Annotated in this window: 10 protein-coding genes; 3 read left to right on the top strand and 7 right to left on the bottom strand. The window is 73.4% G+C overall.

The genetic code is table 11. The annotated features are described in order from the left end of the window. The first annotated feature begins 170 nt into the window (after window positions 1-170). Window positions 171-992 carry a hypothetical protein gene (locus MOPEL_RS00420; protein WP_009760528.1) on the top strand — a complete coding sequence of 274 codons (822 nt, stop codon included), beginning with the start codon at window positions 171-173 and terminating at the stop codon, window positions 990-992. Here MOPEL_RS00420 and MOPEL_RS00415 read toward each other — a convergent pair. From MOPEL_RS00415 to MOPEL_RS00390, 6 genes are all read right to left on the bottom strand, one after another. Continuing rightward, the gene (locus MOPEL_RS00415; protein ID WP_009760527.1) at window positions 978-2,072 is read right to left on the bottom strand and encodes a M66 family metalloprotease; all 1,095 of its coding nucleotides are present in this window, start codon (window positions 2,070-2,072) and stop codon (window positions 978-980) included. The genes MOPEL_RS00420 and MOPEL_RS00415 overlap by 15 nt on opposite strands. A 285-nt stretch (window positions 2,073-2,357) precedes the next feature. After that, on the bottom strand, window positions 2,358-3,026 hold the full coding sequence (locus MOPEL_RS17505; protein WP_009760526.1) for a DNA-3-methyladenine glycosylase I: 669 nt from the start codon (window positions 3,024-3,026) through the stop codon (window positions 2,358-2,360). Window positions 3,027-3,192: 166 nt separating this feature from the next. Further along, window positions 3,193-3,879 carry a hypothetical protein gene (locus tag MOPEL_RS17500; protein ID WP_009760525.1) on the bottom strand — a complete coding sequence of 229 codons (687 nt, stop codon included), beginning with the start codon at window positions 3,877-3,879 and terminating at the stop codon, window positions 3,193-3,195. Between the two features lie 81 nt (window positions 3,880-3,960). Then, window positions 3,961-4,320, bottom strand: coding sequence for a YchJ family protein (locus MOPEL_RS18025; protein WP_009760524.1), 360 nt, complete (start codon window positions 4,318-4,320; stop codon window positions 3,961-3,963). Window positions 4,321-4,388: 68 nt separating this feature from the next. Next, window positions 4,389-5,201, bottom strand: coding sequence for a bifunctional hydroxymethylpyrimidine kinase/phosphomethylpyrimidine kinase (gene thiD, locus MOPEL_RS00395; protein WP_009760523.1), 813 nt, complete (start codon window positions 5,199-5,201; stop codon window positions 4,389-4,391). A 71-nt stretch (window positions 5,202-5,272) separates the two neighbouring features. Beyond that, window positions 5,273-5,734 (bottom strand): SRPBCC family protein, encoded by a 462-nt coding sequence (locus MOPEL_RS00390; RefSeq protein ID WP_009760522.1) that lies wholly within the window; start codon window positions 5,732-5,734, stop codon window positions 5,273-5,275. A 98-nt stretch (window positions 5,735-5,832) separates the two neighbouring features. Between MOPEL_RS00390 and MOPEL_RS00385 the strand changes: the two genes are divergently transcribed. Then, window positions 5,833-7,128, top strand: coding sequence for an acetyl-CoA hydrolase/transferase family protein (locus tag MOPEL_RS00385; protein ID WP_009760521.1), 1,296 nt, complete (start codon window positions 5,833-5,835; stop codon window positions 7,126-7,128). A 77-nt stretch (window positions 7,129-7,205) separates the two neighbouring features. Further along, window positions 7,206-7,574 carry an ArsC/Spx/MgsR family protein gene (locus MOPEL_RS00380; protein ID WP_009760520.1) on the top strand — a complete coding sequence of 123 codons (369 nt, stop codon included), beginning with the start codon at window positions 7,206-7,208 and terminating at the stop codon, window positions 7,572-7,574. A gap of 390 nt (window positions 7,575-7,964) precedes the next feature. On the opposite strand, the gene MOPEL_RS00375 is transcribed toward MOPEL_RS00380, so the two are convergent. After that, window positions 7,965-8,651, bottom strand: coding sequence for an exonuclease domain-containing protein (locus MOPEL_RS00375; protein WP_009760519.1), 687 nt, complete (start codon window positions 8,649-8,651; stop codon window positions 7,965-7,967). Window positions 8,652-8,660: the final 9 nt, after the last annotated feature.

Below are 8,660 nucleotides of genomic sequence, written 5' to 3'. Positions count from 1 at the left end.
TGACCGCCCCGCCCCCGCCCCCCCCCCCCCCCACCCGCGGCGACGTCGCAGGTGGCGGGGCCTCGGGCGACGTCGGACGGGCGGGGTAGGTTGAGCCCCGCACGACCACGCCCTGCCCACCGCGCCACCCGAGGAGTCCCCGTGCGCCCGTCCGAGCGATCCCTGCGCGCATGATCCTCAGCGTCGTCGCCCTCGTCTTCGGCGTCCTCGCCTACGGGTGGGGCGGCGCCCGCCTCTCCGACGGCGCCCAGGGCGAGGCCCACCCGCTCAAGTCGCCCGCCTGGTGGGCGGGGACGGCGCTCCAGGGCGCCGGGTTCGTCCTCACGTTCCTCGCTCGCGGACACCTGCCGCTCCTCATCGTCCAGGCCGCCGTCGTCGGCGGCCTCGCGATCACGGCCCTCATCCAGCACCTCGCAGGTACGCGAGCCCTCAAGACGCGCGACGCCGTCGCGATCGGCGTCGTCGTCACCGGCATCGCGCTCCTCGCGGCGACGACCGTGCCGGGCCCCTCCGTGCCCATCACGGGCATCCACGACGCCGTCCTCGGCGCCGGTGTCGCCATCTGCCTCCTCGCGCTCTTCGTCCCTCTTCACCCCGGCGTGTACGGCGTGCTCTCCGGGCTCGGGTTCGCCATCAGCGCCATCGCGGCCCGCCTGCTCGTCTCGGAGATCACGCCCGACATCTGGCGGTTCTGGGAGTGGCCGTGGACGATCTGGGCGAGCGGGTTCCTCCTCGTCGGCGGCCTCGTCCTCGGGCAGGTGCACCTCACCCGCGGCCTCGCCGTCTCCCACGCCGTCGGCGTGCTCGGGGCCAACTACGTGACGAGCACGATCGTGCCCGCGGCATTCGGCCTCGTGCTCATGCACGAGTACCCCCGGCACGGCATGGAGTGGGCCGTCGTCGCGGGCCTCGGGCTCAGCCTCGCGGGCGCACTGTCGCTCCTGCGGGACGACCAGGCCGAGCCGGCCGCGCAGGGGTCACCGCTGGCGTGAGGCCACCGGCCGGGCGGCGCTCTCGTGCGCGCGCACGTGCCCGACCTGCGCGACGTGACCGACCCCGGCGAACATCGGTGCGCCCCGGCCGGGACGCACCGCGTCGCGGGTCGAGGCGGTCGGCGCCCCCTTGCCCTCGGGGAAGCAGCCGGAGGTCGCACCGAGACGACGGAGACCGGTGAGGTCCCCGGCACCCCACCGGGCCTCCTTGTACGTCGTCTCGTGGAACATGATCTGGGCCTGGTCGCCCGTCGTCGGGTGGTCGAGGCCGAGGGCGTGGCCGAGTTCGTGCATGAGGACCTGCCCCCGGGTGCCGAGGACGCCCTTCTCGGAGCCGGTGCCGAACCCGCCGGGCAGCTCTCGGCCCGCATCGAGGACGACGTACCCCTGGACCGCGCGGTGCCACGTCGTGCGGCCGACCTTGGCGGGGTGGAGGTCGTAGAACACGCCGCCGACGCCGAGGACGTCCGTGCCCCGCCCGAGGAACCGGGACGTCGAGGGGGTGGCGAAGGCGACGACGAGCGCAGTGTCCGCCGGGTAGGTCGACGGCGCAGACGTCGAGGAGGAGCCGGGCACGACCGACGTCGTCCCGAGGTACCGGAACTTCAGTCCCGAGGCGGCCGATGCCTGGGCGACGGCGTGGTGCACGTCGGCGAGCGCCCCCTCGGGGGCCCCGCGGAGGTTGACCCGATACCCGATCGGTGTGCACGGATCCCACCGCACCGGCGGCGTCGTGAGGGCCGCCCAGGAACGGCCGCTACCCTCCCCGACGCCGACGCGGAAGGACCGGCTCGCGCCGGCCGTCAGCTCGTCCGTGGCCGGGGCGAGCACCCGGTACGTCGCGACGTCGGCCCGACCGGTGGGCACGGTGAGGGTGAACGACCCCGAGGCCTGCCCCTCGTCGACGGTGCGCCAGGTGCGCCCGACGAGCTGCTGCAACCGCACCTCGCGATCACCACCGGTGACCGTGCCGCGCACGGCGACCCGCGCGCCCGTCGTCGCGACCGTCGCACTGGGCGAGGCGGCCACCCGCGTGACGGCGACACCCGGATCCGCGGCGGCGACGGACGACGCCGTCATCACGAACACACCCGTCAACGCGGCGGATACGACCCGCCGACCCCCTGCAGTCTTCACCTGCGGCCTCACGTCTCACGAACGAAGGCAGCGTCGCGGCATCACCTCGACAGCTACCCCCTCCGGTGGCGCATCGACGAGGCGACGGACGAACCGCTGCGAACCTGTCTCCCCCCGAGACCGAGCCGGACCGTGCCGGACACCCGATCAGCTTCCCACGCGCAGTGGGAGTTGACCAGGGCCGAGGCATACCCGTTCAGCGTCCTATCGGTGCCCGGCCCGGGGTTCTCAATCCCGGCCCGTTCTGCGCACCGGGAGGGCGCCGCTCGCGAGGAGCAACGACTGTGCCGTCACCGGCCCGATCCGCGCGAAACCGGCCTCCCGCATCTCCGCCGCGAGCGCGGCAGAACGGGCGTCCGACCGCGGGATGGCGGTGAGTTCAAGTGCGGCCGAACCGGTTTCGTGGGCGACCGCACCCCATACGAGGTCGGGGAGCCCGCCGGCGACACGGAGGTCACGCGTCGCCCGGGCGTTCGTGATCGCGGCGCGGATCTTGTGTGCATTGCGGATGAGGCGCTCGTCCTCGACGAGACGTTCGACCTCGTCCTCTCCGTACTCGGCGAGGACGTCGGCGTCGTACCCGGCGAACGCCTCGCGCAGCGCCTCCCGGCGGGCGAGCACCGCCGCCCACGTGAGTCCGCCCGCGAAGCCGAGGAGCACGAGCAGTTCGAGGAGGGAGGACTCGGTGCGGACGGGGCGTCCCCACTCGTCGTCGAAGTAGGCCCGCACGCCCTCGCCGCGGTCGGCCCACGTGGGGCGCCGGATCCCGTCCGGTCCGACGACCGTCTCGGCGACGGCGAGGTCGGTGCGCGCCGCGGATGGCCCCTCGCGCGAGGCGTCGGGCGGTGGCCCGGGTGCGTCGACGGGAGGGGGCGTGGAATCGAGTCGTACGAGCACGGGGCGTCCTCGGGTGCGGAGCACCCCGGGATGGGATGCCGGTGCCGTCAGGCTGCCCGTCGGCCGGACGCGCCGGACGACCGCGACGGACGCCGGTGGAGAACCACGGCGCGAGGTGGCGGTTGTGGACGCGGCGGGGCCTCCTCCCCGTCGGCCCCTCCGCCCGTCAGTCCGGCAGGTCCGGTCGATCCCCCGTCTCCGGACGGTCACCCGCGTCGATTCGCGGTCGGGGCGAGACCGGCCGGTCGAGCGGCACGTCGTCGCCGTCGAGGACCCGCTCCGCGTCGAGGACGCCGGGGGCGACGACGACGCGGTGGGCGTGCCGCCCGCTCCACACGTCGACGGCGAGCACCTCGAGCTCGGCCGGGTCGACGCGGGTGTGCCACAGGCCGACGGGTCGGTCGAGGAGGAGGGTGAGGTAGTCGCGGGAGGCCTCGGCCTGGTCGCGGTCGGCGCGCCAGAGGAGGTCGCCCGCGCTCCACAGGTCGAGCGGTCGGGACGGGCCGGCCGGGTCGAGCGCCGCGTAGGGCCCGGACGGGCCGAGGAGCCGCACCCAGTCGGCGAGTGCCCGCTGGTACCGGACGGAGTCGCCGAGGAAGAAGCACGTCGCAGGCACGTCGACGCAGGTGAGCGGGTCGAACGTGCCGTCCTCGACGAGTTCGAAGAGGAGCCGCACCCGGGGCTCGTGGTGGTCGGCGACACCCGTGAGGTAGTCGTGCAACCGGTCACCGGGCAGCGTCCTCCCGGCGTGGAGGCCGTCGCGCACCTCGCGTTCGAAGGTGTCCTCGAGCGCCTCGCGGATGCGTTCGGCCATCGCCGCGCCCCGCAGATGCCCCGTCCGGTCCGCGTCCATGTCGCCCTCCCGGCGTCGTCGACGCGGCGAGTCTAGGACGGTCGTCCAGGTGGGGCACGCCGTCTTGTCGACAGCGGGGGATCAGCTCACGTCGCCGTCGACGTACACCCATCGTCCGACGCGGCGGGCGAAGTGTGCCAGCTCGGTCATCTCGTGCCGTCCCCCGGCGGTGTCGCGGGAGCGGGCACGGTACGTGACGGTGCCGGTGTCGTCGCCGGGAGCGCCGTCGGCGGTCTCGAGCACCTCGAGGCCGGTCCAGCGGTGCCGCGGGTCGAGGCCGAGCGACTCCGGTCGGGTGCGCGGATGCCACGTGCGCAGGAGGTACCCCTCGTCCCCGACGACGAACGCCGAGTAGCGCGAACGCATGAGCTCCTCGGCGGTCGCCGCGGCCGCCCCCTCGTGGAGGCGGCCGCAGCAGTCGGCGTACGGGGTGCCCGGCACGGGGGAACCACCGCACGGGCACGGCCCCGCCGAGGACGGACCGCCGACGACGCCGAAGGCGGAGCCGGTCACGCACCCTGCCAGAGGGCGTCGAACGGCGCGTTGGACTCGACGCGGGCCTCGATGCCCTTGGTGACGAATGCCTTGGCGGTCTTCGCCGCAGCGAGCGGGTCGAGCCCCTTCGCGAGCTCCGCGGTGATCGCGGCGGCGAGGGAGCATCCGGCACCGCTCACGGCGACTTCACCGATCTTCGGGGTGCTGAGGACCTCGGTCGTCGTGCCGTCGTGGTAGACGTCGACGGCGTCGGGCCCCGCGAGGCGCACGCCGCCCTTGGCGAGCACGGCCGCACCGCAGGACTCGTGGATGCGACGGGCCGCGGTCTCGAGGTCCTCGACCGTCTCGATCGCGCCCATCCCGGCGAGGGACATCGCCTCGTACTGGTTGGGGGTGACGAACGTCGCGAGCGGGAGGATCTTCTCCTTGAGCGCGTTGTCGGTGTCGAGCGCGGCACCGGGCTCCTGACCCTTGCAGATGAGGACGGGGTCGAGCAGGAGCCGCTCGGGGCGGTGCTCGCCGAGGGTGCGGGCGACGACGTCGATCGTGTCGGGGGTGCCGAGCATCCCGATCTTCACCGTCTGGATGTCGTAGCAGGCAAACTCGGCCTCGAGCTGGTCGGCGATGACATGGGGGTCGACGGGGGTGAACCGGTGGCCCCAGTCGTTCTTCGGGTCGAACGCGACGAGGCAGGTGAGCGCGGCGATGCCGAAGACGCCCCGGGCCTGGAACGTCTTGAGGTCGGCCTGGGCGCCCGCACCGCCGGTCGCCTCGGATCCGGCGATGGTGAGCGCGATGGGGGGCGGGGGCAGGTGCGTGTCGGACATGCGCCCATCTTGCGCCAGGCCCCCACCGCGCCGCACGCGGATCCCGGTGGACGGGCGGGGGCCGGCCGGGGTCAGCGGTCGGCGAAGAGCCGCTGCAGCCGCGCGAGGCTCTTCTCGATGCCCTCGGCGTTGCGCTCGGGCGCCTTGATGAGTCGCATGAGCCACGACGGGGAGTCGGTGTGGTCGAAGGTCTCCGTGACGCGGGTGCGGCCGTCGCCGGTGGGCTCGAACTCCCAGCGCCAGCGGTGCCCGCCGGGGTGGCGCCACTCGATCGCCCGGTCGTCCTCGAGTCGGGTGACGGTGCTGGTGATCGCGTACGGGATGCCGAGCATCCTCATGGAGACGCGGAACCGGTCGCCCTCGGCGAGACGCCGGGGACCGATGACGTCCTGCTTCACGGTGCCGCTGCCGTCGACCTCGTGGTGGCGGTGGGGGTTCGCGAGGAGCGCGAAGACCTCGGTGGGGGCGGCGTCGACGACGATCTGCCGTGCGACACAGGTGGGTCCGGCGGGGGCGGGCGTGGGCGAAGTCATGCCCCGACCCTAGGCCGGGCCCGCCCTGCCCCCCGAGGGCCGCCCGTTCCGTCTACGTTTGGGACGACGAGAACACCGCCGTTCCCAGGAGGCCCCCGATGACCGCGCAGGACCAGTACGCCGCCAAGCGTCGCGAGGCCGGGGAGGCGGTCGGACTCATCGAGGACGGGTCGCACGTCATCGTGCCCACGGGTGTCGGGGAGCCGCCGACGATCCTCGAGACCCTCTCGGAGCGGCGCACCGACTTCCGCGACATCACCGTCCACCAGATCCTGCCACTGCGGGAGTACGGGTACTACGACCCCGAGACCGTCGAGCACGTACGGCACAGCGCGTACTTCCTCGGTGGCCCGACGCGCGCCGGCGCCCAGGCCGGATGGATCGACTACCGGCCCTCCTACTTCAGCGAGATGCCCGCCCTCATCCGCGACGGACTGTTCCCCGCGGACGTCGTCGTCGCGATGGCGTCCCCGATGGACGCCCACGGCTACTTCTCCCTCGGCCTCGCCCCCGACTACACGATGGCGGCGCTCGAGAAGGCGCGGACGGTCGTCCTCGAGGTCAACCCGAACGTGCCGTATGCCTACGGTCACTGCCACATCCACGTCGACCAGGTCACCGCGATCGTCGAGGACGACCGGCCGCTGCTCGAGGTGGGCCTCCCCCAGATCGGCCCCGTGCAGGAGGCCATCGCCGGACACGTCGCCGACCTCATCCCCGACGGGGCGACCCTCCAGATCGGGTACGGCGGGATCCCCGACGCCGTCGTCATGCAGCTCCTCGAGAAGCGCGACCTCGGCATCCACACCGAGATGTTCGGCGACGGCATCCTCTCCCTCGTCGAGTCCGGCGCCGTCACCAACCTCCGCAAGAACGTCGACCGGGGCCTCATGAAGGCGACGTTCGCGCTCGGGTCGCGGCGCCTCTACGACTTCATGGACCACAACCCGGCGCTCGAGATGCACCCGGTCGACGTGACGAACGACCCCTACCTCGTGGGCCGCCACGACGACCTCCACTCCATCAACGGCACGATGCAGATCGACCTCGTCGGCCAGTGCGGCTCCGAGTCCCTCGGGCCCAAGCCGTACTCCGGCACCGGTGGGCAGAGCGACTTCGTCCGCGCCTCCAACCGTTCCCGCGGCGGCAAGGCGTTCATCGTGCTGCCGTCGACGGCGAAGAACGACACGATCACCCGCATCGTCCCCACCCTCACGCCCGGCACGCACGTCTCGACGAGCAAGAACGACGTCGACTACGTCGTCACCGAGTACGGCGTCGCCCGCCTTCGCGGCAGGTCGGCCCACCAGCGCGCCGAGGCGCTCATCGAGATCGCCCACCCGAACTTCCGCGGCCAGCTCATCGAGGAGGCCGAGAAGCTGCGGGTGTTCTGACGCGCCGCCTACGCAACGACGCGGCCGCGGACGAGAAAACCCTTGACCGCGGCCGCGGACCGGGATAGACGAGGGTCATGCTCACGATCCTCCACAACCCCCGCTGCTCGACCTCCCGCAAGGCGCTCGAGGCCATCGAGGCCGCCGGTGTCGAGGTCGGCGTCGTCCGCTACCTCGACACGCCCCTCGGCGAGCAGGCCGTGCTCGACCTCCTCGACATCCTCGAGGACGCCCCCGGCGACCTCGTACGGCACGACGCGACGTTCACCGACCTCGGCCTCACCGACGCGGACGTCGACACGCCGGAGAAGATCGCCGACGTCCTCGCCGAGCACCCGCGGCTCATGCAGCGGCCCGTGGTCATCGCCGAGGACGTCGCGATCATCGGTCGGCCGGTCGACCGCGTCGCCCCGTTCGTCGAGGAGCACGCCCGCCCGGCCGAGTGACGTGGGGGTCTCACGGGCTTCTCACGCCCCCGCGGTGACCCCGCGCCCGCGACCGGGATGGTCTTCGCCGTCGCCGTCCCGAGATCGACGACGGCCCTCCAGTCGAGGGGCGGGTTCTCCCCGCCCGCCGTCACGGTGGATCCGGACGAGCCGCCGGAACTCGACCGTCCGGTCGGTGCCGATGACGCCGGAGAACGTCGAAGGGCGCGGGGAGGCATGGGCGAGCAGGCGACACAGAGACAGAGACGACGCCTTCGACAGGGTGAGGGCAGGCCGCTGGAGGGCCCACGACGTCGTGGCAGGGTCGGCACTCCGATCGGCAGCCGGGCCGTCGAGTCGAGCACCGCGGCGTGGAGACCTCTCCGGGTCGATCCGCGCCGACGGGCGACCTCACCGGAGGAGCGCGGCGAGCGCCCGGTCCCCCCGGGCGGCGAAGGCCTCCCTCTGGGCGAGGTAGAGCTCGGCGCAGGCGAGCGCGTCGGTGAGGGCGGCGTGGGCGCGGTAGGTGGGCAGGCCATGGTGGCTCCGTGCGCGGCCGAGGCGCAGGGTGCCCGCGCGCGGATGGTCGTACGGCCCGGCGACGAGACGCCGCTGCAGCTCGAGGGTGTCGACGACGGGCACGACGAGCGGAGCGCCGAACTCCCGCCGGCAGGCCGCGGCGAGGAACTCCTCCTCGAGCACCGCGTAGTGCGCGAGGAGCACCCGCCCCGCAAGCTCGTCGAGGAGCACGGCGAGGACGTCGGCGAGCGGGTGGCCGGCCGTGAGGGCGTCGTCGGTGAGTCCGTGCACGGTGGCGCTCTGGCCGACCCCGTCCCCATCCGTGTGCCGAACGAGGACCTGACGGGCGCCCGCGAGGCGGATCTCGTCGCCGTCGACAGGGACGAACCCCACCGCGAGGATGCGATCGACCCGCGGGTCGAGGCCCGTCGTCTCGAGGTCGACGGCGAGTAGGGGCGCCTCGTCGAGCGGTGTCGACCGCGGCGGGGCGGGGACGTCGAGGAACCGCGCGAGGGCCGTGCCGTCCTCGACGCGCCGGCGCGCGCGGTCCCGCCGACGACGGTCACGACCGGGGATCACGTCCGGCCC

Source organism: Mobilicoccus pelagius NBRC 104925 (assembly GCF_000247995.1).
Taxonomy (GTDB): domain Bacteria; phylum Actinomycetota; class Actinomycetes; order Actinomycetales; family Dermatophilaceae; genus Mobilicoccus; species Mobilicoccus pelagius.
Note: the sequence above shows the minus strand (reverse complement) of the source record. Positions and strands in the feature narration are given on the sequence as shown.

Excerpts from the sequence above, each read along its gene's own strand:
- MOPEL_RS00420 (WP_009760528.1), top strand. The coding sequence starts at position 171 with ATGATCCTCAGCGTCGTCGCCCTCGTCTTCGGCGTCCTCGCCTACGGG.
- MOPEL_RS00415 (WP_009760527.1), bottom strand. The coding sequence starts at position 2,072 with ATGACGGCGTCGTCCGTCGCCGCCGCGGATCCGGGTGTCGCCGTCACG.
- MOPEL_RS17500 (WP_009760525.1), bottom strand. The coding sequence starts at position 3,879 with ATGGACGCGGACCGGACGGGGCATCTGCGGGGCGCGGCGATGGCCGAA.
- thiD (WP_009760523.1), bottom strand. The coding sequence starts at position 5,201 with ATGTCCGACACGCACCTGCCCCCGCCCCCCATCGCGCTCACCATCGCC.
- MOPEL_RS00390 (WP_009760522.1), bottom strand. The coding sequence starts at position 5,734 with ATGACTTCGCCCACGCCCGCCCCCGCCGGACCCACCTGTGTCGCACGG.
- MOPEL_RS00385 (WP_009760521.1), top strand. The coding sequence starts at position 5,833 with ATGACCGCGCAGGACCAGTACGCCGCCAAGCGTCGCGAGGCCGGGGAG.
- MOPEL_RS00380 (WP_009760520.1), top strand. The coding sequence starts at position 7,206 with ATGCTCACGATCCTCCACAACCCCCGCTGCTCGACCTCCCGCAAGGCG.